Genomic DNA, 21648 nt, shown 5'->3' on the forward strand with positions numbered 1-21648 from the left:
GGACCGCCCCCAGGGACGGTGCGCGGTGGGCCAGACTTGCTCGCGTGGACGAGGATCGACGTAAGTACGATGGCTACGAGGGCCGCGAGGCCTTTGTCGGGCGGGGCCCCGAACTGGCCGCCCTGACCGCCATGCTGGCCGCCCACCGGGCGGTCACCGTGGTCGGCACCGGAGGCGTGGGCAAGAGCCGGGCGGTCCGCCACCTGCTGGAGCAGTCGCCCCACGGTGACCGCCCCTTCGCCTGGGTGGAACTGTCCCGGCTCCAGGACGCCTCCCAGCTGGCCGACACCGTCGCCGCCGCCTGCGGCCTCGCCGACCACACCCCGCGCATGCCCGCGGAAGCCCTCTGCGCCTGGCTGGCCGACCGCGAACTGCTCCTCGTCCTCGACTCCTGCGAGCACCTGCTCCCCGAGGTGCGGTACCTGGCCGCCGACCTGATGACCGCCGCCCCGGGGCTGTCCGTACTCGCCACGAGCCGCCAGCCCCTCGGCATCCGCGGCGAGCGCGTCGTGGAACTGCCGCCGCTGCGGCCCGACGACGCGCTCGAACTCTTCCTCAGACGGGCCGCCGCGGTCGCGCCGCAGCTTCCGCACCCCTGGCCGCCCTCACTCCTTCGGGTGGCACGGGACATCTGCCGCCGCCTCGAAGGCATCCCCCTGACGCTGGAGCTCGCCGCCGCCCAGCTCACCCACCACGCACCGCAGCAGCTCGCCGACCGCCTTCACCGCCATATCGACCCCCTCCTCTCCGCCACCCCCCGCGACCCCCGCCGGCACCTGAGCCTGCGCACCACCATCGGCTGGAGCCACGAACTGTGCGACCCGGCCGAACGCCTCCTGTGGGCACGGCTCTCGGTCTTCCGCGGCCCCTTCGACGCGGACGACGCGCGCGCGGTCTGCTCCGACGCGGCCCTGCCGCCGGCCCGGGTCCCGCAGGCGCTGGACGGACTGGTCGCCAAATCGGTCGTCAAGAGGTCCGGGCAGGACCACGTCCTGCTCGACACCATCAGGGAGTACGGGGCCATGTGGCTCGGCCACCTGGAGCAGGGCGACACCGTCCGCCGGCGCCACGCCGACCACTTCCACCGCCTGGCCCGCTCGGCCGAACAGGGATGGCTCTCGGCCGACCAGGGCAGCTGGTACCGCCGGCTGCGCGACCGGCACCGCGACCTCTGCGCGGCCCTGGACCACCTGCTCGGCGCCGAACCGGCCCGCGCCCTGGACATGGCCGCGCGCGTCGCCTTCTTCTGGGGCTGCTGCGGGCACCTGAACGAGGCCCAGACCTACCTCCAGCGCGGGCTGAACGCCCCCAGACCGGACGGTACCGACATCACGCGGCCCCGCTGGGCGCTGGGCGTGGTCCTCCTCCTGCGCGGCGAACACGAGCACGCCCACCGCCTCGCCCTCGCCTGCGAAGCAGCCGCAGCAGCACGCGGCCTGGACGAGGACCCCGACGACCCCCACGACCCCGACGACCGGCTGGACGCGGCCTACCTCCTCGGCATCAGCCACCTGCTGGCCGGCCGCCCCCTGGCCGCCCGCATCGTCACCGACAACGCCCTCGAAGGCCTCCCGGGAACCGTCTTCGACTCCGCCGCCAGGCTCCGCTGCCACCTCGCCCGGACCTTCGCCCTCACCGCGACCGGCCTCCACCAGGAGGCCCGCGCCGCCGCCGAGGAACTGCGCGAGGGCTGCACCGCCCGCGGCGAGCACTGGACCCGCTCCTACGCCGACTACCAGCTCACCCTGATCTCCCTGATCGAGGAGCGCCCCGCCGAGGCTGCCGCGCACGCCCGCTCCATGCTCGCCGCCAAGCACCACCTCGGCGACAGCTTCGGCACCGCCCTCGGCCTCGACCTCCTCGCCGCCGCCCAGGCGGCCGCCGGCGAATGCGCCCGCGCGGCCCGCACCTCGGGCGCGGGCCACGCCCTCTGGCAGTCCGTGGGCCACCCCCAGCGCGGCACCCCCGAACTCGCCCCCCTGCGCACGCAGTCCGAACACCACGCCCGGACCCTCCTCGGCGACCGCGCCTACGAGGCCGCGTACCGCGAAGGCATGCACGGCGGCTGGCGGGACCGCTGAGCCCCGCGGAGCCGGCGCCCCGTCAGCCGCGCCGACCCCCGCGGGGCGCTATTCCCGCCGACCGGGCCCGCGACCTAGACTGCGACCGCTCCAAGACCTGGCGATCGCCGGAAAGGGCGTGCAGGATGAACCGATTACTGATCAGCACCTTGGCGGCGGCCACGGCGCTGGCCCTCTCCGGCGGCAGTACCGCCACCGCTTCCGAGGGCCCTCCGCCGCGCACCACGAACGGCCCCTGCCAGTACGCGCAGACCCCCGAAGAGCCGCCCGCGCGCCCCGTCCCGCTGCCGCCCGACCCGCGCCGCACCCCCAGCCGCGGCACGGTGGACATGGCGGTTCCGACCAGCCAGGGCCGGCTCCCGCTGCGCCTGGACAGGGCCAAGGCCCCCTGCACGGTCCAGAGTTTCCTGCACCTGGCCCGCCACGGCTTCTACGACCGCACGGTCTGCCACCGCCTGACGGCCTACCCCACGCTGAAGGTCCTGCAGTGCGGCGACCCGACCGGCACCGGCGAGGGCGGGCCCGGGTACAAGTACAAGGACGAGCTCCCGGTCGACCTGCCGCCCGTACCGACCGACCCGACCGGCACGCGCCGCCAGTACGGGCGCGGCCTGCTCGCGATGGCCAACGCCGGTCCGCACACGAACGGCTCGCAGTTCTTCGTCGTCTACGGAGACTCCGTCCTGCGCCCCAACTACACGGTGTTCGGCACGGTCGGCCCCGAAGGCCTGGCCACCCTCGACAAGGTCGCCGCGGCAGGCATCGAGCCGACCGCCGAGGACCCGGCGCCGGTCGACGGCACACCCGCCCTGCGCACCGAACTCCTCCGCGTCCGCCCGGCCTGCCCGCAGTGACGTGCTCCGCGCCACGCGGCCGTCGGCCCGTACGCCGCCGCGTGCCGCCGGGCGCAGGCCGTCTTGCCCGCGCCGGACGCGCGTCCCTAAGGTGGTCGGGGTGGGGTGGAGTGGCTGACCGGGGGAGGGTCCGGCACATGATGCGACGTCTGGTTCCGCTGACCGCAGCGCTGGCGCTGCTCGCCGGCTGCAGTGCGGCCGGGGACGACGGGAAGTCCCGCAGCGACGCCGAACTGGCCTGCACGCTGGTGTGGAAGCTCCCCGACCCGCTGCCCGCCGACTCCTCGGACACCGAGTGGGAGCTCGCCTACGGCCGGCTCGCCGTGGCCTCGGAACTCGCCCGCCTGGCCGCCCTGGAGGACGCGAAGCACAAACCGCTCGCCGAGGCACTCGACCTGGCCCGCGGCACCGCCTCCTCCACCTCCGACCTCCGCAAGGCCGCACCGGGCCTCAAGAAGGCCCGCAGCCACTGCTGACCGACCCGGAGGCGGTGTTCCCCCCGCTCCGGGGAGGAACACCGCCTCACGGCGTCAGTGGATGCCTCCCGCGTACACCTGCCAGCCGGTGCCGAGCTTGACGCGTCCGCCGAAGGTTCCCCTGCCGGTGCCGTCGTAGCGCCAGACCGCGCCCGCGGTGTCGCGGACGAGCAGGTCGGCGCGGCCGTCGCCGGTGAGGTCGCCGATGCCGACGAGGGCGTTGTACGAGGCGCCCCAGTCCTTGGCGAGGAGGGTGCGGGCGCCGAACTTGCCGTTGCCGAGCCCGTAGCTGCGCCACAGCTCGTTGCCGGTGTCCTGGAGGAGCAGGTCCCCGATGCCGTCGCCGTTGAGGTCGCCCGTGCCGACGATCTTCTTGTAGTCCTTGAAGGCCGTGCTCAGGAGGACGCGCGGGGACAGGATCCCGGAGGCGGTGGTGGTGTAGAGGTACAGGCCGCCGGTCTTGGGGTCGCGGGCGATCAGGTCGGGGCGGCCGTCCTTCGTGACGTCCCCGACGCCGGTCATGAGGTCGTACGCGTTCCAGCCCTTGCCCAGCACCCGGTGCTTGGTGGTCGGTTTGAGGGCGGCTCCGCACGCGGGGGTGTAGAGGCGCATCTCGCCGGTGGCCAGCCGTACCAGGGTGTCGTTGCAGCGGTCGCCGTTGGTGTCGCCGAACGGGACCGGGCGGAAGCCCTTCGGCCAGCCGGTGGTGGTCGTGCTGCCGCTGAAGCTGTCGATCCCCGGGTGCCCGTACGCGGTCCGCAGGCTCGTGCCGTTGACGGACATGATGTCGCCCGTACCGTCGGGCGTACCCGCCTTCCCGCCGAAGTCGCGGTGGACCGCCGATCCGCCCGTGACCGTGACCGAGCCCTTGGCCAGGACGACCGGGGCCGGGGCGTTGGCGGGGGAGGTCGTCAGGCTCCACGCGAGCGGGCCGTTCGCCGGGAGGGTGCCCGCGGCCGTGCGCCCGTTCCAGGCCGCCGTGACCTTGCAGGTCTGCGTGTTCCCGGTGAGGGTGCGGACGGCCTTGCCCGTCTTCGGGTCGGTGAGGGTCAGCGTCCAGTCGGCCACGGGCGCGCTGAGGTCCCAGACCGGGGCCCAGACCGTCTTCCTGCCGTCGCTCCCGGCCAGCGGAGCCGCCGCCGGGACCGCCGAGCCGGTCACGACCAGCGGCGGCAGGGTGTCGGACGCGAGCAGTGGGGTCCAGTCCTCGTCGTTCCAGTCCTGGTGCCACAGGGCCGCGGCGGAACCGCCCGGTCCTGCGGCGACCGCCCCGAAGAGCTTGGAGTGTTCCGCGGTGGCGCCGGGCAGGGCGGCGGGCGCGGACCAGGCGTCGTCGCCGGAGGTACGGGCCGCCTGGCCCAGGACGTGCCGCACGGACGAACCGGCGGCCACCTGCTCCGACCACAGCACGCGCACGGTCCCGTCGGGACCGATCTCGGCGTCCTCCAACTGCACCTCCTTGCCCCGGAGTCCGAGCTGCGCCTCCTGCTTCCAGGCGGCGGCGCCCGCGCGCAGGGTGGCGGTGGCGATGCCGGAGACCACCCCCGTCCCGCCGTCGTGGCGGTCCCGCCAGGCGAGGGTGACGTCGCCGTCGGGCGCGATCAGCGGCTCCGGCGCCCGGACGGCCTCCTGCTGGCGCTCCGAGGGCACGGCGAGTACGGGACCCCAGTCCGCGCCCGGCCGCCGTACGGTCGCCCGGATCGCCTCGTCGGCCGACGCCCCCGGGGTGCCGTCGACCCAGGTCATGGCCAGGGAGCCGTCGGGGCCGGAGCCCAGGTTGGGGCCCGTGGTGCCCTTGCGCGGAGCGGCGGCGGGTACGGGCCGGCCCCAGGACCCCGCAGGGCCGGGCCGGGTGACGGTCTCGACGCCGGACAGGCCGTCGGCGGTGGTGCGCAGGTAGCCGATGACGGCTGTGCCCTGGGTGTCCACGGCTACGTCGGGCCGCGTCACCGCCCCGTCGGTCGTGGAGGCGACGGCGGTGGGCGCGGACCAGGTCCCGTCGGCGGCCCGGGTCGTCGTGGTGACGGTCCGCTCGACGGGATCCGTGGCGGAGGCGCCGTAGGGCTCGGTGGACCAGACGGCGGTCAGGGTGCCGCCGGGGCCCGGGGCGAACGCGGCACCGGTGACCGACAGCCCGGCCTCCCTCTCCACGAGGGCCTTCTTCGTCCAGACGCCCCGGACGAGGTCGGCGACCCACACCTGGCTCGCATCCGTGCCGCCGCCTCCGTCCCACTCGGTCTCGGCCCACGCGGCCGTCACCGTGCCGTCAGCGCCGGGGAACATCCGGAACGCGTGCAGGCCGTCGCCGGCGAGGTACTTCTTCGCACTCCAGTACCGGCTGCCGGCGGGCCGGACGGAGTAGTAGTAATCGCTCGGCAGGTCGTCGGAGACCGCCTCCCCCCACACCGCCACGGCCGTGCCGTCGGGGGTGATGACCAGGTGCTTGGTGCCGGAGACGAGGCTCCCCGACGGGCTGTCGAGCGGAACGGGCTGGTTCCACCCGGGAAGCGGAGCAGCAGCCGCCGGTCCGGCGGCGAGCAGCGGCGGGACGAATCCCCCGGAGACGACCAGTGCGGCAGTGGCGACGGCAGCCGCCAGCCGGCCGTGAGTGCGGGCCTGTACGCCCATCGGGCAGTTCCTTCCCCCGTGAAAATCATCGATCAGCCGGTTGGACCCCCGACCCCCGCGGATGGTTGTACCGTGCCCTTCTACGGCGGCCGCGTGCGGCCCGGCACCGGGCCGGCTGCCGAGCAGGCTGGCTCAGCGGCCGGCCTGAGCGCGCAGGAGGGCGAACAGGGCGGGGACGTCCGGCTTGTCGATGCCCGTGTACTCGGTGAAGAACGTGGTCACGGCGCGGGCGATCGTCTCCGACCGGGTGGCGTCGGTCGTCGTGGCGATGTCGGTCAGGAGCATGGCGTAGGCGGCGGTGACGCGGGCGTACGGCGCGGCTTCCTCCAGTCCGCTCACCGCCTCGGCGAAGCCGGGGTCGGCCGGGTCCAGGAAGTCCTCTTCGGAGTCCACGTCCGCAGCGAGGGTGGAGAGGATGAGGTAGCGGCCGACGAGGGCGATGACGGTGGGCAGCGGCCGCTCGCCCGGGGCGCTGACCTCCACGGCACGCAGCCCGTCCGCGTCGTCCTGCCACACGGCCTCCAGGGCCGCCGTTGCGCGCAGCACCTCCTGCCGCGTCAGTTTCTCCCGTCCCATGCCGGCCCCCTCGGTCCCGTCCCTGGTCGTGGGTGGACTCTAGGCGGTGGGCGGCGCCGCGGGCGAGGACGGGGTGCCACGACCGGGTGAAGCTACGGGACTCGGCTGCGGGGCCCTGCACGCCGCGACCACCATCGGGCGCGCAGGCGGCCGGCGCCGCCCGGCCGCCGCCGGACAGCCCGTCGCCGCGCGGGGGGACGACAGCCGGCCCGCCCTGCCCGCGGCTCCTCCCGGGGCCTCAGCTCTTGACCGGGTGGAAGTTGTCCCCGGCCCGGGCCTCGCCCGTGCACTCGAGGCCGCGGTAGCGGTCGCGGAAGGCGGCTGTGATGCCGGTGTACGCGTCGTACGCCTGGTCCAGGGGCAGGTCCTCGCCCACCCTGAACCGCAACTGCACGTGCAGGGATTCCCGGTGCCCCAGTGTCTTCGGCCCGGGTACGGCGCCGCCGGCCGTCCCGTCGGCCTGGCGCAGCGTCCTCCAGGCCAGTCGTGAGGTGTCCCAGTACTGCAGGTCCCCGTAGGGGCTCAGATCGCGCTCGCCCTCGTTGTAGAGGTGACTCCCCAGCTCGGCAATGACCTTGACCGACTTCATCTCCGCCCCGGAGACGTTGGTGACCGTGGCGGTGTACGTCGTCCAGCGGGGGCCGAGGGCTACCGGCCGGGGGACGCCGAACGAACGCCCGACGGAGGTGTTGATGTTGTACTGCCCGTAGGCGGTGTCGACGTCGACGCAGGTCGGAATCCGGGCGCCGGGATCGGGCTCCATGTTCGGCCTGCCCGAGGGGTGGGCCGCGACCGGTGGCTGCGGACGCGTTCCGGCCGCGGGGAGGATGGTGAAGTCGGACCAGGCCTCCTTGGCCGAACCGCAGGAGCCGTCGGCGTTGCGGTAGTCCCCGGAGGCGAGCGCGTACCCGGCACCGGGCTGGGCCTCCTTGACCGCGCGGGTGCGCAGCTGGAGCGTGACGGTGCTCCGCGGACCGACGGGGAGGAATCCGAACACCTCGTCCGCCTGCGCGTGGCGGAAGGACTTCCACCGCCCCGTCCGGGCGTCCCGGTACTCCGTCTCCAGCTCCCACGCGGGCCGGTCGACGCGCTCGGCGGAGGCCACGCGCAGGAAGGGCTGGACCTCCTCCAGGCGCTTGCCGGTGGTGTTGGTGAGGGACAGGGAGAAGGAGGACCAGGCGCCCCCCGCCGTCAGCCGGCGCGGCAGCCGGTGGACGGCCACGCGCAAGTGGTCGGACTCGAATGCGCAGGACCGGCCCGCGGGAGCGGCGGACCCCGGCGCGGCGGCTCCGGTCGGGGCACCTGCCGATAACGCGGCGCCGGGCGCAGCCAGTACGGCGGACGGTGCGATCACGGCAGCTGCCGCGGCGGCTGTCAGAGTGCGGCGGATCATCATCCGGAAAGAGCCCGGCCGCCTGCCGGCTCAGATGCCACTCCTGCTCCGCGGTGCCGTTAAAAGGTGACGTGTTCTGTCAGTTTTGGCATGAACGATGGATTCCATGACGATGGAGAACAGGACCGTCCAGAACACACACGACGGCGTGCAGGCCGGCCCGGCGGGCCCGCTCGCGGGTCGGGTCGCGCTCGTGGCGGGTGCCACCCGCGGGGCCGGACGGGCGCAGGCCGTGGAGCTGGGCCGGGCCGGTGCGACCGTGTACGTCACCGGCCGTACGACCAGGGACCGGGTCAGCGAGGTCGGCCGGAGCACCGAGACCATCGAGGAGACCGCCGAACTCGTCACCGCCGCGGGCGGCACCGGGATCGCCGTACCCGCCGACCATCTCGACGAAGCCCAGGTACGCGCCCTCGCCGGGCGGATCGACCGGGAGCACGGGCGGCTCGACATCCTCGTCAACGACCTGTGGGGCGGCGAGCACCTCCTGCTCACCTCGGTGTTCGGCAAGAAGAGCTGGGAGACACCGCTCGCCGACGGCCTGCGGATCCTGGAGCTCGGGGTGCGCTCGCACGTGATCACGGCGGCGCTGATGCTCCCGCTGCTGATCCGCTCCGACGCGCCGCTGCACGTGGAGGTGACCGACGGCACCGCGCACTCCAACCGCCGCTACCGGGAGAACCTCTACTACGACCTCGCGAAGAACGCCCTGATCCGCCTCGCGTTCGGCCTGGGGCAGGAGCTCGCCCCGTACGGCGGCGCGGCGGTCGCGGTCTCGCCGGGCTTCCTGCGCTCGGAGCAGATGCTCGCCCACTTCGGTGTGGGCGAGGAGAACTGGCGCGACGCGATCGCCCGGGAGCCGGAGTTCGCCATCGCGGAGTCCCCGACCTACCTGGCCCGCGGGGTCGCGGCGCTGGCCGCCGACCCGGACCGCGCGCAGCGGTGGAACGGCACGTCCACCTCCAGCGGCGAACTCGCCAGGCTGTACGGGGTGACGGACGTGGACGGCAGTCAGCCGGACGCCTGGGCGTACTTCGAGGACGTGACCTACGGCGGCAGCAAGGCACCCGCCGAGGACTACCGCTGAGCCCCGCCTACCCCTGATCCCCGGCCCCCTCCGGCGAAGCCGCCCCGGGGCCGGGCCGGTACAGCGCGGCCAGCGCCGCCGCGTGCGCGCGGAAGCGGGCGCGCAGCCGGGCCGGGGCCAGCACCTCGGCGTCCGCGCCGAGCCGGGCCAGCTGGTCGAAGGCGACGTCCTCGGACTCCGCCGGCAGGTCGACGGTGACCAGGCCGGCGGAGTCCGGGGCGCTCGCGGAGGCGAGCGCGTCCGCGACGGCGGCCCCGTCCACCACCGAGGGCAGCCGGTCCAGCCCCGGACCGGTCAGCCGCACCGTGACGGTGATCCGCAGCAGGGCGCGGGCGAAGGCCGCCGAGCGGGCCTCCCAGTGCGCGGCCAGCTCGAAGGCCGGATCGCGTACGAACGGCTCCTCCGCCCCGGGCGCGGGGCCCAGCGCGGTGATCCGGTCCACCCGGTAGGTGCGCCAGCCGCCGTCCCGTTCCTGCCGCCCGCCCGGGACACGGGCCACGAGGTACCAGGCCCCGGCCTTCAGTACGAGCCCGTACGGCTCCACCACCCGCTCCACGGCGCCGGGCGGCTCCCCGTCCCGTCCCGGCCGCGCGTACGACAGCCGGACGGCCCGGTCCGCCCACACCGCGCGGGCCAGCTCCGGCAGCAGCTCCGGGGCGGCGGGCTCGCGGAACCAGGCGGGGGCGTCGAGGTGGAAGCGCCGCACCGAGGACTCGGCCGCCCGGCGAACCGACGGGAGCAGCGTCGCGGTCAGCTTCAGCCGGGCGGTCTCCGCCGCGTCCGACAGCCCCAGGTCCCGCAGCGCCGCGGGCAGACCGGACAGGAAGAGCGTCTCCGCCTCACCCGTGCCGAGCGTGGTGAGCCGGGTCCGGTATCCGGCGGCAAGGAAGTACCCGCCCACCCGCCCCCGCTCCGATCGCACCGGCACCCCGGCCTCCTGCAACGCCTGCACGTCACGGATCACGGTCCGCTCGGAAACCTCCAGCTCCCGGCCGAGCGCGGCCGCGGTCAGACCGGGGTTGGACTGGATCAGGAGGGCCATACGAATCAGCCGCGCAGCACGCATCCCCACAGCATCACCGACCCGGCGAACAACCACCCCCTCGTACCGCCGCCACTCCCAGGCGGCCAGGCCTGGATCGCCCCCGCACGACGCCTTGCCTGACGCACGGTTGGCCGGCTGCCGTGGCAGAAACGGCTCGCGGTGGGAGAAGTCGGCTGCTGTGACCTGGACCCCGCTGCGGGCGAGGAAGGATGAGCCGTCTGCTCAGTCGATTCAGTCGGTGTCGAAACTGCGGCGGGCGGCTTCGATGTCGGCGAAGTACCGGTGCGTCCAGTCGCACATGCCGTCGACCGTCGCGCGCAGGGCCCGGCCCGGCTCGGTCAGGGTGTACTCGACGCGCGGCGGCACGACCGGGTGGACGGTCCGCCTCAAGAGACCGTTGCGTTCGAGCAGGCGCAGGTTCTGGGTCAGCATCTTGTGGCTGATGCCTTCGACCTCGTCACGCAGCTCGGTGAACCGCAGCGTGCCGTCGCCCAGCGCCTCGATGATCAGCAGCACCCACTTGTTGGCGATGTCGGAGAAGATCTCCCGCGCCAGGGAGTCCGCCCGGGTCAGATCCGCATCGTCCTCGGCCGGACCCGAGTCTCTGAGCTGCTTGGTCACCATGAGGTTCCTTTGTCACTGAAAAGTGCGTTCTTCCAGGTAGAGCGCCACTCTCCTACGGTTCCCCAGTAACCACAAGAGACCAAGAGGAGCAGCAAGAACATGGCCGTCACCCTGGTGAACCCCGAAGGACTGCCCACCGTCGACGCCTACCGGCAGGTCGCGATCGCCTCCGGCACACGGATGGTCTTCATCGCCGGACAGGTTGCTTGGGACTCCACCGGACACATGGTCGGACAGGGCGACCTGGCCGCCCAGGTCGAGCAGTGCTACCTCAACGTCGCCACCGCGCTGGCCGCAGCCGGCGGCACCTTCGACGATGTGGCGAAGCTGACCCTCTACGCCGTCGACTGGACCCCCGAGAAGATGCCCCTGCTCATGGACGGCATAGGCCGCGCGGCCAGGAGCCTCGGGCTCGCGCTGGTGCCGCCGGCCTCCCTGATCGGCGTAGCGACGCTGGACGTCCCTGAGCACCTGGTCGAAATCGAGGCGACCGCAGTCCTCGACTGACCGGCTGCGCCGGGCAGCACATGCCGTCCACGGAACGGGAGGCCTACGGATTCTCCTGCCCCGGCGAGGCGCGATCCTTCAGCCCTGTGAGGGGATGTCCAGGGCGGTCCCGTACAGGCGCGAGACCCGCAGCAGGATGGTCACGCGCCGGTCGGGCAGCGGCTGTTCGCCAGGGGCCGCCCCGTCGGCCGGATCCACGATCTCCGCCTCTCCCTCCGCCACGGCGAACGACCAGACGTCCGGGCCGCTGACGTGCAACGAGGCGTGCGGGTCGCGGCGCAACTGGCGGACCTTGAGGCGGTCGGCGGTGGAGGAGACCCTCAGGACGCGCTCCTCGGTGTTCCAGTCGTAGAGGACGGTCGACAGGTGCGGGTGGCCGGTGCTCCTGACGCTCGCGAGTACGCCGAACTGCTGCTGGCCCAAAAGCCGGGAGAGCTCCTGGTCGGTGAGCGCACGGGGGGCCGGCCCGTCGTTCCGGGTGGTGCTGGGGGTGGTCTCAGTGGCGGTGCGGTGGCTCATGGTGGTCAGCCTTTCGATGGTCAGGTCGGGACGGGAGGGCAGATCGGACGGCTGCGACGTCGATGGCGAGCCCGCTGCCGCAATGAGGAAAACCATAACAGATAGTTTTGTTGCAGACTATCTAGTGAGGTCTCATCCGTGGGCAAGCGCCCCCCGCCACCGACCACTCGGTCCACCAGATACGGGGGGAACACCTCGCCGCGGCAAGCCAGTCCTCCGTTCCCGGGGTCGACCCGACCGTGCGTTCACCCCCGCACTACGATGCGGGCCCTATGGAGTCGATGGGATCCCTGTTCACCGCTGTCGTCTGGGGCGGCACCTTCTTCGCCCTGCTGCTCGGCGTGCTGTCCGGAGCCCTCGTAGTCCGCTGGCGGCGGCGGGAGATGGCCGCCCTGCGGCAAGCCGAAGAGGCCCAGAGCGAGAACCCGAGCCGGTAGAACCGCACAAAGCGGCACTGCTGTCGGTCCCCACGGGGCGGCCGACCACCCGGTCAGTGACTCAGCACGGCTCGCAAGGAGTCCAGTTCGGACCCCTTGCTGTAGCTGGTCGGCTGGTCGGTCACCGCGTCTCCTTGATGGCTTGCGCAGCATGGTCCAGCGAGGGGAAGCACGCATCGGCTTCGGCGAGCAGTTCCACCCCGTGCGTGGTGGCCACGGCGTAGACGGTGCAGCCGGCGGCGCGCCCGGCCTGAATGCCGGCCGGTGAGTCCTCGACCACCACGCAGCGGCGCGGGTCCACACCGAGCTGCTCCGCAGCGGCCAGGTAGCCGTCGGGCGACGGCTTGCCGCTACGAACGTCCTCGGCGCAGACGCGGACGCGGGGCACGGGAAGCCCCATGCGCTCCATCCGCAACCGGGTCGCCTCCCTCCGGCTGGAGGTGACCACAGCCCAGGGCACCGTCAACGCGTGCAGGACGTTCGCGGCGTCGGGGTAGGGGCGCATGGCCTCTTCCTCAACAGCCATCAGCCGGTCCAGCACCCTGCTCTCCTCCGCGACGTCGAGCTCCGGGCCCACGATGCGAAGGGTGTCCACACGCCGCCGTCCCTGGGTGACCCGACGCACATACCCCGGGTCCAGGCCGCGCAGCACCGCCCACGAGGTCCACACGCGGTGGTGGGCCGCACCGGAGTCGATCAAAACGCCATCCACGTCGAACAGAGCAGCGCGCAGCCTCGTCGTCATGCCCGTACCCTCCTGCGACCTCCAAGCGGCGTGCAAGCGATATGCCCAGATCCGGATCGGCCCCCTGCCCCTCCGAGCCGGTCACCGGGCCGCTGCGGCTGACCAGCGGCACGTCAGACGACATGACCGCGCACCAGCGTCGGCCGACCGGCGGCCCGAAGCCCTGTTGCGACGTCAGCCACGCCCTCAGAAGGGCGGGTACCCGAGCGGATAGGGGTGCGCGGCATACGGCGCTGCTACTGCGGCCGACCCGTTGGCGGTGCCGGCCGGGGCGGGCGTCCTCAGTCCTCCAGTCCCGCCTGCCGGCACCGCTGCTTCGCTGTACGGAGCCTGTCGTCCACGGGCGAGGCGCCGGCCGATGGCTGCCCCTTCAGCAAGTCCAGCTGGTCGTCCAGGTTCTCCTGCGCGCTGCGCGACAGCACCCAGCCCAAGGGCGCCTGGACGCCGGGCCCGCGGACGTTGGCGAACGTGAGGTAGCGGCTGCACCCGAACGCCTCCAGGGCACGCTGGCGTACGGCAGCTTCTGCCACGGACACCGCGGCGATCTTCCCCTGTGCCGGCACGAGGAGCTCCCGCGGCCGGCTGTGCGAGGGGGCCGGCGAGGCGACGCTGCTGTAGCCGTTGTCGATCTGCACGAGTGCGGCCTCCACCTGCCGAACTGCCGTGCCAGTACCCGGCGGGCAGCCCCGCGGTACGGCGGTCCCCGGGCCCGCCGGTCCGGTGGCGGCCCCGGCCGTGACCCTCCGGTTGTGGCAGTCGATCAGGCGGCCGAGCTGTGCGTGCAGGTCGACTGCGGTGAGACTCCCGGTGGAGTCCACGTACCCTCCGTCGATCACGGACACCGCTGTCTTCCCGTGCCCGCAGTCGGCGGCGGTGAGCCGCCCCGACGGGGTGATGAAGGGGAAGCGCGCGGAAGGCAGTGCCGCCGTCGAGAGGTTGACGTCCTGGCGTTCGCACAGGAAGCCCGGACGCAGGTCGATCAGCGCCGGTCCGCCCTGCGGGGGCTCTCCTCGCGGGGACGTCCCCGCGCCCGCCGTCCCGTCCGGGGAGTCGGCCAGCCAGGACACCGTCCCGAGGCTGCCTCCCGAGACGCTGCTCACCGCGAACACGGGGGCCCGGCCGTGCGTACTCGGCGGTGCGGGCCGGAAGCCCCCTGGGGCGACGTCGGCGGTCTTCCGTGCTGACCGGTGGTCGAGCATCGTCCGGAGAGCGTTCACGAAACTGCGGCCCGATGTCGGACCGGGACCGGATCGCTGCCCAGGGCCTGCTGCTGACCGGTCTGCTGTTCGCGGCCGCGTGGCGGGCGGGTCACGCCGACCTGGTTCAGGCGGACTTCGTCCTGCCGCTCCTGCCCGGGACGGCGCCCGCGGACAGGGCGGGGAGATCGGCATCGGGCGGACAGCGGAACCCACCCGGGAATAGAGTGGACGCCGGGTCGGGGTGAGTCGGGGATCTGAGGTGAACGGCACCGGCTGAGCCGGGACGCCTTACCGAGCGGGGGACGCATGGCTGGCTGGTGGCGGAGACGGGCCACGCGTGAGCGCGACGTGCCGGGGACTGCGGAACCGCGATCCGGACCGGGAAGTGAACTGCCTGCCGGGCCGGTGCACGGGACGCTGGCCGGAGAAGCGGCCGGGCCCGACGGGCCGCAGGCGGCGACGCTCTCCGTGTTCGGCGACGGCGTGGCGCTGACCGGGGCCGGCGGCACGGGCGGCCCCCACGTGTACCGGTGGGCGCAGGTCGCCCGCCTGTGGTGCGCCAACGACGTGGACGGCAGCCATGGAACGGACGGCACGGTGGTCACGCAGTGGGTACACCTGCTGCGGATGGAGTTCACCGACGGCACGGTCTTCGCCTCGCGGACGACCGACCCGCCCGTCGCCACACCAGAGGCCGTCTTCCTCTCCGGCCGCATGTCCCCGTCCCCGCCCTCTGCCATCGCACCGCTGGTGGACCGGATCAGGGGCCCGGTGACCGCGCTGCACCTCGCCCGGGCCAAAGAATCCCTCGCGGCCGGCGAGGAGCTGGAGTTCGGGCCGCTCACCGCCACCGCGGACGGGCTGCGCCACGACGGCACGGACATCTCCTGGCACAGCATCACCTCGTGCCGCTACAGCGTCGTCATCGCCGACGAGGACGAGAGCGAACTGGGCGCCCTGCTGCGCATGGAGTACCGGGCGGCCGAGGGCGGCGCGTACGGGCTCCCGTTCCACTGGCTGCGCATACCGGCTCTGGACGTACCGGACATGGACGTCCTGATCGCCCTCGCAGCCGAGAACCGCACCTGAGCCCGGGGCGCCCCGGTCCGCCCCGCCACCGGTTCCCGCCGCCCGGCCCGCCCCCGCCGCGAACCCGTACCGCCCCAGCCGCGCCGCAGGCCGCCGCCCCCGCTGCTCGCGGGCCCGGGCTGCGGCTCCGGAGCCCGCGCGCTTCCCGTCAATCAGGACGTCCAGAGAGTACGCAGGTCCTGCCCGCCACGCCCGCCACGCCCGCCACGCCCGCCACGGCCGCCCTGCCGCGACGCCCGGGCCCGTCCGGAGTCCGCGTCGGCCCGGTCCCGGTCCCGGCGCCCGGAATGATGGTCGACAGGATGCTCCACGAAAGTCAGCCAGAACCCAAGATTCGGCGGCGCTACCAGGGGGCGGTCCGAGCGGGTACCGGGTGCTGGCGTAGGTTCGCACCGTGACGTGCTCCCCGAGATCCTGGTTGGTGGCCCGGTGAGCGGCTGGTGGGCTTATCTGGAGGAGCGGACCTGCCGTGAGGTGGACGCCGACGTGCTGCGCGACCGCCGATTGTCGGCGGTCAGGTCGGTCTGGGAGGCGCTGCGTCCTCTGGGGGTGGGGCTGCACGAGGCCGAGCGGGTGGTCCACGCGCGATACGCGGTTTTGGGGGACCGGGTACAGCACACGCCGCCCGATCCGCTGGACCTCGCCTCGCTCGCAGCCCGGGCCGCAGCTCTTCCCGGCCGTGTGGCAGCGGTGGAGGCGATCTGGGACGGCGACACCGTGCACGACTGGTTCGTGGACCTGGTCGCGGTTCTGGACGCTCCGGAGGGAGAGGGCCGCCTGGCGACCGTCTACCACCGATCCGGCAGCCCCCCTCCCGGCGTTGCCGCCACTGAGGCCGGCCGGGCGCTGGCCGCCCACCTTGTGGTGCCCTTCCACTTCGCGTCTCCGGACGTCCCGGATGACGACGCTCCGCGCTGGAGGACGACCCAGCGGCCGGCGAGGTACGTGCCGAAGCCGTAGACGTACGCCTCCACCGCCAGCGCCTCAAGGCCCGACGCCCCACACCGCCCTCTTGTGACCAGCCCGGACAGGCAGCGCCCCTCCGGAGATCCCGCCCCGCCACCTGCGGCCCGGCACCCTCGCCGTTCTCGCCGTGCGGCTCCCGGCGTCGGCCGGCGGCTTCCGGCGCGCTCGGCCCGCCCTGCCGGGATCCCGCCTCCCGAACTCCTTCCCGGCAACGCCACCCTCACCGGCCGGGGTGCCACCACCGGAAGCGGTGATGCCGAGAACCCCCTCCGGCAGGCCACCGTCACCCTCATCCCCACCGCCGAATGCGGCATGCGGTGGATCACCAAGGACGCGGCCACGCCCGGGAAGCCCGGAGTCGGTCGACTCGTACAGGTGCAGAAAGCCTCCTCGCCGCGACTCGGGCCTGGCCCCTGCCTGCGGCCCGCTCCATTACGGCCGCAGTCCTGTGCGGCCGCAGTAGTCCTGTGCCCGCCGGGAGGCTGCGGCGGCGCAGGAGGTCGTACCGGCTGCTGTACTCGGCGCGCAGCTCCCGCGTCCTGCCGGTGACGGTGAGCAGAATCTCGCGCCGCAGGGCCAGGTGGTGGCGGGCGAAGCGGTCGGCGACTTCGTGCTGTTCGCCGGGACCGAGCCGGGTCAGCGTACGGGCGAACTGCCGACCCGCCTCCTGGGCCTCGCGCACGGCGGCCCGGCCCATGAGGTAGCCCTCCAGGCGGGCGAATCCGGCGGCGGCGTCCTCCTGCGGGCGCTCTGACACGGCGGTCTCCTACGGGTTGCGGCCCGGGGCGGCGTCCGGGCCCTGGTGGGTGGCGGCGGAGGGGTCGTCGACGATGTCGCGCCGGTCGTGCTTGCCCGGGTCGAGTGCGGCGATCTCGGGGTGGTGCAGGTCGAAGGCGGGGGACTCGGAGCGGATGCGGGGCAGGGTGGTGAAGTTGTGCCGCGGCGGCGGGCAGGAGGTGGCCCACTCGAGGGAGCGGCCGTACCCCCACGGGTCGTCGACGGTGACGCGGGGGGCCGACCGGGCCGTCTTCCAGACGTTGTAGAAGAACGGCAGGGTGGAGATGCCGAGGAGGAACGCGCCGATCGAGGACACCATGTTGAGCGCGGTGAACCCGTCGGCACTGAGGTAGTCGGCGTAGCGGCGGGGCATGCCCTCGGCGCCGAGCCAGTGCTGGACGAGGAAGGTGGTGTGGAAGCCGGTGAACAGCGTCCAGAAGTGGATCTTCCCGAGGCGTTCGTCGAGGAGGGTGCCGGTCATCTTGGGCCACCAGAAGTAGAACCCGGCGAACATGGCGAAGACGACCGTACCGAACACCACGTAGTGGAAGTGGGCCACGACGAAGTAGCTGTCCGTCACGTGGAAGTCCATCGGCGGCGAGGCGAGGATGATCCCGGTGAGCCCGCCGAAGAGGAACGTGACGAGGAACCCGATCGACCACAGCATCGGCGTCTCGAAGGAGAGGGAGCCCTTCCACATGGTGCCGACCCAGTTGAAGAACTTCACGCCGGTCGGGACCGCGATCAAGAAGGTCATGAACGAGAAGAACGGCAGCAGCACCGCCCCGGTCGCGAACATGTGATGCGCCCAGACCGTCATCGAGAGCCCGGCGATCGCGAGGGTGGCCCCGATCAGGCCGATGTAGCCGAAGACCGGCTTGCGGGCGAAGACCGGGATGATCTCGGTGACGATGCCGAAGAACGGCAGGGCGATGATGTAGACCTCGGGATGCCCGAAGAACCAGAACAGGTGCTGCCACAGCAGCGCGCCCCCGTTGGCCGGGTTGAAGACCTGCGAGCCGAACCGCCGGTCCGCCTCCAGCACGAGGAGGGCGGCCGCCAGGACGGGGAAGGCGAACAGCACCAGGACCGAGGTCAGCAGGATGTTCCAGGTGAAGACGGGCATCCGGAACATCGTCATCCCCGGACCGCGCATGCAGATGATCGTGGTGACGAAGTTGACGGCCCCCAGGATGGTCCCGAATCCCGACAGCGCCAGCCCCATGATCCACATGTCGCCGCCGACGAACGGCGTGCGCTCGGCGCTGCTGAGGGGGGTGTACGCGGTCCAACCGAAGTCGGCGGCGCCCTGCGGGGTGAGCACGCTCGCCACCACGATCAGCCCGCCGAACAGGAACAGCCAGAAGGACAGCATGTTCAGGCGGGGGAAGGCGACGTCGGGGGCGCCGATCTGCAGCGGCATGATCGCGTTGGCGAACCCGGCGAAGGTCGGGGTCGCGAAGAACAGCAGCATGATCGTGCCGTGCAGGGTGAAGGCCTGGTTGTACTGCTCGCTGGAGACGATCTGCATGCCGGGGCGGGCCAGTTCGGCGCGCAGGAGAAGCGCTAGCACCCCGCCGGCGACGAAGAACGCGAACGACGCGATCAGGTAGAGGTGGCCGATCTTCTTGTGGTCGGTGGTCGTCAGCCAGGACACGATCACGCTGCCGCGCGGGCGGCCGGGAACGGGGAGGGGGGTGGCGGGCTCGGTGGACGTCGCCATGGGCGGTCCCCTTCGGCTCGGTACACGGATGTGCCGGACCGTCCCTCCCCCACCGGCCCCCACGCAGAGTGCCAGGCTGCACTAGGGATCACGGCGCTCGGCGAGCCTGCGCCGCGGACTGGACCGGATTGGCCGAGCGCACGCGCCGGCCCTCCCGCCCTGCCTCAGCGATGCGACCCGAAGCGTGTCCAGGCAGGGGCGGTGCGGGAGGCCTCGGACGGCAGGCGGGCGCCGCCCCGGGGGCGGCGATACGGCGATGACGGTCTGGTCGATCGCGAAGCGGGTGCCCGGTACCGGCCCGGGCGGGCGTCTCGGGCGCGGCGGCCCGGCCCCGGGGTCAGGCTTCGGTGGCCGGGACCGGCACCCTCTTCCCCGCTCTGCGGCTGCACACCCCGTGGCTGCAGCTGCATCCCTCCGCCGGACCGGCTCCCGCTACCCCGGCAGCTGGTGAGCTCGAACCAGCCGCCGGTGGAACTCGCGGACGACGGCCTCGGGTACGGCTCGGGGGGCAGCGTCGCCGCCGTAGGACGCGTACCGGGTGACGACGTCTCCGGTGCGCACGTAGGTGATCACGGACCGAGCCGTCAGAGGGGGCGGCTCTGGCGGTTCGGCGAAGCTCGGGTGGCTGCTCGGAGCGATCAGCACCTGGTACGACAGCATCTCATCGCCCGGATATTCCGCCGACGGCAACGGCTCCAGGCCCTTGTGGGTGTGCTCTTCAGCGGTCCACACGGGCACGGTGTAGTGGGCGCACCGGGGGACCGCGGCCCGCAGCTCGTCCATCACCCGCACCGCCTCCCCGTGCGGATAGCTGTACGAGGTGGCCAGGACGCCCGGCTGCCCGGCACGGGGATCCAGACGGACCGCGGTGGCCGCGACCGGATCCCGCTGCTCGTTCGCCAGGGCGCGGGCCACTGGCATGCAGAGTTCGACCCGCTCGTACTCGTCGTGCGGGTCGGTGCGTTCGAAGGCGGCCCGGTAGCCCGGGACCGCCCCGCCCCGCGGTAGGACGGCCATCAACTGCTCCATCGCAGGCGGTCCGCTCCGCGGCCGGAGCCCCGGTGGCGGACTGTCCGCGACCGACACCGCGCCACACACCAGCACCGTCAGCGCCACGACCACCGGCGCCGGTACCCGCCGTCCCATTCCGCCCCCGCCCACGATCCCGCCCCACCTTCCCGGGCCCGGCCCGGCCCCCAGCATGCACCACCTCCCGGTCCGCCCCTCGGGCGGGCCGCCGAGAGCGACGATGCCCGTTCGTCCTGTGATCGGTCCACAGCCGGCGGGAACGCCCGGATCAACCCTCGCGTGAATCCCCGATCCCCTGAGGGCCTGGAGGCGAAGCCGTAGGAGGAGAGCAGAGCGGCACTGCAGGCGCTGCCCGATCTCGGCGGCGACGACCGACCGGCTTGCCTCTGCGCGTTCCTGGTCTGCGAAGAACCACGGACATGCCAGGGCCCCTCGCTGGACCTCAGCCTTGACCAGGCGGACCACCCCGCCGAACTGCGGGACTACTCATCGTTGAGGCAGATCCTGAGCGCTGTCGCCGGGTCCTGGGACGCTGCACGCACAGGCCACCGCACTTCGGGCGCCCGGCCGCCTGCCAGCTACGAAAGGGCTGCCGTCCTTCGGGGCGGCAGCCCCTTCGCGCGGCAGGCGGGTGTGGGCGGCCCTGTCCTGGCGGGCCGGTTCGTGCGGGGACGCCGGCCGGGCCGGTCACGCGGCCCTGTACGCCCGGGGCACGGACTGCCCGTGCGCGCCGCAGGGGTGCGTCGTAGTCCCCGCCGGCCACTGCCCGGAGCACGGCGCCCACGCCGCACCCGCGGTGGGGCAGCATCCCGCGGGCGGGATCCACTGCGTGCCTTGTCACCGGGTGGGCGGATTCGATGGAACCTTTCCCAGGCTGAAATGGTTGCGAATCTGCTGGGGGGTGAGCTCGGAAGGGTAGATCGCCGTCTCGTCCATCTGTCCGGCGAAATAGGCGCTCGTCGGCTCCTGTGGCCACCCGACGAGATTCCCCCCACCGATATGCCAGTATCCCGTGTATTGAACGAAGTTGCCCTCGGCGGGTAGGGAGCCTTGCAGGATGCCGTCGACGTAGAGCCTCATTCCGCTGATTCCTTGGGTCGCCACGATGTGGTGCCATTGGTTGTCGTTGAGGGGCGGGTGCGTTCCCGAGGACACGGTGCGAGTCCACCGTCCGCCGCTGGCGCGACGAGCTGATCACCCTCCTCGCCGCCCAGGCGCTGAAACGCCTGGTCAAGCTCGACATCCTCACCGAGGCCGACACCGGCAGCTTCACCAGGAAGCAGTAGCCGGCCGAGTTTCGCTACGAGCAGCCATCGGGCCACCGGCCGTGGACCGTCGGATTCCGCCCGCACCCACCCCGTCAGGCGACGACAGAACCACCGAAGACTCACGAACCGCCCTCTCAGAACGGCGCCCCCGTAGGACAGGGTCGAAGAGGACCGAAGGTGCGGAGCGGGCCGAGGAAGCGGGGGCCGCTCCGCTGCGGTGCGCCGTGGCGCGTGCAACCCCCGCCATGGCGCGTACGACCCCCTCGATGGCGCGCCAGACCCTCCGCCGCCGCGGCGCGGCACCTTAGCGTCATGCCTGTTCAGGCAGGGGTTTTGCCGGGGCGTCAGGTGCGGCCTGCGTGTCGGCGAAGACGTGCGGCCGAGACCGCGCCCCCTGCCCGGGCATCTGTGCGGCCGGAGACCGTCCTTGGTCCCAGGCCGCACGTTTCGTGTCGGAGTCCGGTCCACACCGGTCAGGCGTCGGTAGGGCGATCGCCCAGACAAGGGCCGCGTGGGGACGAAGGCCGGACCAGCGGCCGAGCGGGCGCCTGCGACGGCCGGGCACGCGGGCCCGAAGACGCTGGGCGCGGCATGCCATGGCCCGCCAGCGAGGTCCTCGGGTGTG

General features: G+C 73.0%; 20 protein-coding genes. 8 read left to right on the plus strand and 12 right to left on the minus strand.

Annotated features, from left to right (window positions below):
• Positions 1-44 precede the first annotated feature (44 nt).
• The 3 genes from ACZ7JZ_RS19145 (at position 45) to ACZ7JZ_RS19155 (ending at position 3411) form a co-directional block, all read left to right on the plus strand.
• Entirely contained in the window at positions 45-2081 is a 2037-nt protein-coding gene (locus ACZ7JZ_RS19145; protein WP_470940568.1) for an ATP-binding protein, read from the plus strand.
• A gap of 125 nt (positions 2082-2206) precedes the next feature.
• Positions 2207-2935: a peptidylprolyl isomerase gene (locus tag ACZ7JZ_RS19150; RefSeq protein ID WP_470940571.1), complete on the plus strand. Its 729-nt coding sequence runs from the start codon at positions 2207-2209 to the stop codon at positions 2933-2935.
• 137 nt (positions 2936-3072) lie between these two features.
• On the plus strand, positions 3073-3411 hold the full coding sequence (locus ACZ7JZ_RS19155; RefSeq protein ID WP_470940574.1) for a hypothetical protein: 339 nt from the start codon (positions 3073-3075) through the stop codon (positions 3409-3411).
• A 54-nt stretch (positions 3412-3465) separates the two neighbouring features.
• On the opposite strand, the gene ACZ7JZ_RS19160 is transcribed toward ACZ7JZ_RS19155, so the two are convergent.
• The 3 genes from ACZ7JZ_RS19160 to ACZ7JZ_RS19170 form a co-directional block, all read right to left on the minus strand.
• Complete coding sequence (locus tag ACZ7JZ_RS19160) at positions 3466-6039, minus strand: FG-GAP repeat domain-containing protein (RefSeq protein ID WP_470940576.1); 2574 nt, start codon at positions 6037-6039, stop codon at positions 3466-3468.
• A gap of 132 nt (positions 6040-6171) precedes the next feature.
• A complete protein-coding gene (locus ACZ7JZ_RS19165) occupies positions 6172-6615 on the minus strand; it encodes a hypothetical protein (protein WP_470940579.1) in 444 nt (147 codons plus the stop codon).
• A 238-nt stretch (positions 6616-6853) separates the two neighbouring features.
• A complete protein-coding gene (locus tag ACZ7JZ_RS19170) occupies positions 6854-7837 on the minus strand; it encodes a hypothetical protein (protein WP_470940581.1) in 984 nt (327 codons plus the stop codon).
• 283 nt (positions 7838-8120) lie between these two features.
• Here ACZ7JZ_RS19170 and ACZ7JZ_RS19175 point away from each other — a divergent pair, with 283 nt between their 5' ends.
• Positions 8121-9095: an SDR family oxidoreductase gene (locus tag ACZ7JZ_RS19175; protein ID WP_470940676.1), complete on the plus strand. Its 975-nt coding sequence runs from the start codon at positions 8121-8123 to the stop codon at positions 9093-9095.
• Between the two features lie 7 nt (positions 9096-9102).
• Here the strand turns inward: ACZ7JZ_RS19175 and ACZ7JZ_RS19180 are convergent, their stop codons facing one another.
• Together ACZ7JZ_RS19180 and ACZ7JZ_RS19185 are read right to left on the minus strand one after the other, a co-directional pair.
• Positions 9103-10161, minus strand: a complete 1059-nt coding sequence (locus ACZ7JZ_RS19180; RefSeq protein WP_470940584.1) for a helix-turn-helix transcriptional regulator — start codon at positions 10159-10161, stop codon at positions 9103-9105.
• Positions 10162-10371: 210 nt separating this feature from the next.
• Positions 10372-10764 (minus strand): winged helix-turn-helix transcriptional regulator, encoded by a 393-nt coding sequence (locus ACZ7JZ_RS19185; protein ID WP_470940587.1) that lies wholly within the window; start codon positions 10762-10764, stop codon positions 10372-10374.
• Between the two features lie 99 nt (positions 10765-10863).
• Between ACZ7JZ_RS19185 and ACZ7JZ_RS19190 the strand changes: the two genes are divergently transcribed.
• On the plus strand, positions 10864-11271 hold the full coding sequence (locus ACZ7JZ_RS19190) for a RidA family protein (protein WP_470940590.1): 408 nt from the start codon (positions 10864-10866) through the stop codon (positions 11269-11271).
• Between the two features lie 78 nt (positions 11272-11349).
• Here the strand turns inward: ACZ7JZ_RS19190 and ACZ7JZ_RS19195 are convergent, their stop codons facing one another.
• A complete protein-coding gene (locus ACZ7JZ_RS19195) occupies positions 11350-11790 on the minus strand; it encodes a pyridoxamine 5'-phosphate oxidase family protein (protein WP_470940592.1) in 441 nt (146 codons plus the stop codon).
• A gap of 272 nt (positions 11791-12062) precedes the next feature.
• On the opposite strand from ACZ7JZ_RS19195, the gene ACZ7JZ_RS19200 reads away from it, so the two are divergent.
• Complete coding sequence (locus ACZ7JZ_RS19200; protein ID WP_470940594.1) at positions 12063-12227, plus strand: hypothetical protein; 165 nt, start codon at positions 12063-12065, stop codon at positions 12225-12227.
• A gap of 121 nt (positions 12228-12348) precedes the next feature.
• Here ACZ7JZ_RS19200 and ACZ7JZ_RS19205 read toward each other — a convergent pair whose 3' ends face one another.
• A complete protein-coding gene (locus tag ACZ7JZ_RS19205) occupies positions 12349-12972 on the minus strand; it encodes an HAD-IA family hydrolase (RefSeq protein ID WP_470940596.1) in 624 nt (207 codons plus the stop codon).
• A 281-nt stretch (positions 12973-13253) separates the two neighbouring features.
• Complete coding sequence (locus ACZ7JZ_RS19210; RefSeq protein ID WP_470940598.1) at positions 13254-14072, minus strand: hypothetical protein; 819 nt, start codon at positions 14070-14072, stop codon at positions 13254-13256.
• Positions 14073-14576: 504 nt separating this feature from the next.
• Between ACZ7JZ_RS19210 and ACZ7JZ_RS19215 the strand changes: the two genes are divergently transcribed.
• Positions 14577-15260: a hypothetical protein gene (locus ACZ7JZ_RS19215; protein WP_470940600.1), complete on the plus strand. Its 684-nt coding sequence runs from the start codon at positions 14577-14579 to the stop codon at positions 15258-15260.
• Positions 15261-15689: 429 nt separating this feature from the next.
• Positions 15690-16220: a hypothetical protein gene (locus ACZ7JZ_RS19220; protein WP_470940679.1), complete on the plus strand. Its 531-nt coding sequence runs from the start codon at positions 15690-15692 to the stop codon at positions 16218-16220.
• 328 nt (positions 16221-16548) lie between these two features.
• Here the strand turns inward: ACZ7JZ_RS19220 and ACZ7JZ_RS19225 are convergent, their stop codons facing one another.
• The 4 genes from ACZ7JZ_RS19225 to ACZ7JZ_RS19240 all read right to left on the minus strand — a co-directional run bounded on the left by ACZ7JZ_RS19225 (position 16549) and on the right by ACZ7JZ_RS19240 (position 20910).
• A complete protein-coding gene (locus tag ACZ7JZ_RS19225; RefSeq protein WP_470940602.1) occupies positions 16549-16983 on the minus strand; it encodes a hypothetical protein in 435 nt (144 codons plus the stop codon).
• Between the two features lie 9 nt (positions 16984-16992).
• On the minus strand, positions 16993-18726 hold the full coding sequence (gene ctaD / locus ACZ7JZ_RS19230; protein ID WP_470940605.1) for an aa3-type cytochrome oxidase subunit I: 1734 nt from the start codon (positions 18724-18726) through the stop codon (positions 16993-16995).
• Between the two features lie 432 nt (positions 18727-19158).
• The gene (locus tag ACZ7JZ_RS19235) at positions 19159-19743 is read right to left on the minus strand and encodes a hypothetical protein (protein ID WP_470940608.1); all 585 of its coding nucleotides are present in this window, start codon (positions 19741-19743) and stop codon (positions 19159-19161) included.
• A gap of 849 nt (positions 19744-20592) precedes the next feature.
• A complete protein-coding gene (locus ACZ7JZ_RS19240; RefSeq protein ID WP_470940610.1) occupies positions 20593-20910 on the minus strand; it encodes a LamG domain-containing protein in 318 nt (105 codons plus the stop codon).
• Positions 20911-21648: the final 738 nt, after the last annotated feature.

Source organism: Streptomyces sp. NPDC038213, from assembly GCF_055600495.1.

Bases quoted from the DNA above. Each gene is read 5' to 3' on its own strand.
- ACZ7JZ_RS19150 (WP_470940571.1), top strand. From the start codon at position 2,207: ATGAACCGATTACTGATCAGCACCTTGGCGGCGGCCACGGCGCTGGCC.
- ACZ7JZ_RS19155 (WP_470940574.1), top strand. From the start codon at position 3,073: ATGATGCGACGTCTGGTTCCGCTGACCGCAGCGCTGGCGCTGCTCGCC.
- ACZ7JZ_RS19160 (WP_470940576.1), bottom strand. From the start codon at position 6,039: ATGGGCGTACAGGCCCGCACTCACGGCCGGCTGGCGGCTGCCGTCGCC.
- ACZ7JZ_RS19165 (WP_470940579.1), bottom strand. From the start codon at position 6,615: ATGGGACGGGAGAAACTGACGCGGCAGGAGGTGCTGCGCGCAACGGCG.
- ACZ7JZ_RS19175 (WP_470940676.1), top strand. From the start codon at position 8,121: ATGGAGAACAGGACCGTCCAGAACACACACGACGGCGTGCAGGCCGGC.
- ACZ7JZ_RS19180 (WP_470940584.1), bottom strand. From the start codon at position 10,161: ATGCGTGCTGCGCGGCTGATTCGTATGGCCCTCCTGATCCAGTCCAAC.
- ACZ7JZ_RS19185 (WP_470940587.1), bottom strand. From the start codon at position 10,764: ATGGTGACCAAGCAGCTCAGAGACTCGGGTCCGGCCGAGGACGATGCG.
- ACZ7JZ_RS19190 (WP_470940590.1), top strand. From the start codon at position 10,864: ATGGCCGTCACCCTGGTGAACCCCGAAGGACTGCCCACCGTCGACGCC.
- ACZ7JZ_RS19195 (WP_470940592.1), bottom strand. From the start codon at position 11,790: ATGAGCCACCGCACCGCCACTGAGACCACCCCCAGCACCACCCGGAAC.
- ACZ7JZ_RS19200 (WP_470940594.1), top strand. From the start codon at position 12,063: ATGGAGTCGATGGGATCCCTGTTCACCGCTGTCGTCTGGGGCGGCACC.
- ACZ7JZ_RS19205 (WP_470940596.1), bottom strand. From the start codon at position 12,972: ATGACGACGAGGCTGCGCGCTGCTCTGTTCGACGTGGATGGCGTTTTG.
- ctaD (WP_470940605.1), bottom strand. From the start codon at position 18,726: ATGGCGACGTCCACCGAGCCCGCCACCCCCCTCCCCGTTCCCGGCCGC.
- ACZ7JZ_RS19235 (WP_470940608.1), bottom strand. From the start codon at position 19,743: ATGGCCGTCCTACCGCGGGGCGGGGCGGTCCCGGGCTACCGGGCCGCC.